The sequence below is a fragment of the Aeromonas media genome (genome assembly GCF_000819985.1).
Taxonomy (GTDB): Bacteria; Pseudomonadota; Gammaproteobacteria; order Enterobacterales; family Aeromonadaceae; genus Aeromonas; species Aeromonas media.
Window position 1 is genome coordinate 6,276 of sequence record NZ_CDBZ01000224.1, and the last position, 445, is coordinate 6,720.

The following is a 445-nucleotide window of genomic DNA, read 5'->3' on the forward strand; positions in this document are numbered from 1 at the left end:
GCGGCCCCCCTGCTGACGGTGGGTCAGTGCCAGCTGAAGGGTCTGTTCCAACCACCCTTGATGGCTGGGGGCCGAGACGGTGGTGAGGGCGTTGACGGGGCGTGTTCCGGACTGGGGGGGCTGTGACATGGATTTTCCTGGCAAAAGAGAGGAGTGACGGCAGCCTAACGGGGCCGCAAGTCATTTGGAAATTAAATGATAAAATGACTTTCAGTGATTTTATAAATGGAGCCCTCCCATGGAGCGACCCTTGCTGGATCCCCACCTGCTGCAGAGCTTTGTCGCCATCGTCGAGACCGGCAGCTTCACCCGAGCCGGCGAGCGGATGCATCTGACCCAGTCCACCATCAGCCAGCAGATGCGCCGCCTCGAGCAGCAGCTCGGTTGCCCGCTGCTCGACAGATCCGGCCGCCAGGTGGTGACCACGGCCCAGGGGGAGACCCTG

At 62.0% G+C, this 445-nt stretch carries 1 protein-coding gene; it reads left to right on the plus strand.

Annotation, left to right across the window (positions count from 1 at the left end; genetic code table 11):
- Positions 1-250: 250 nt before the first annotated feature.
- Positions 251-445: LysR family transcriptional regulator (locus BN1127_RS20150; protein WP_156139794.1), on the plus strand; the 195-nt coding region annotated here is incomplete at its 3' end.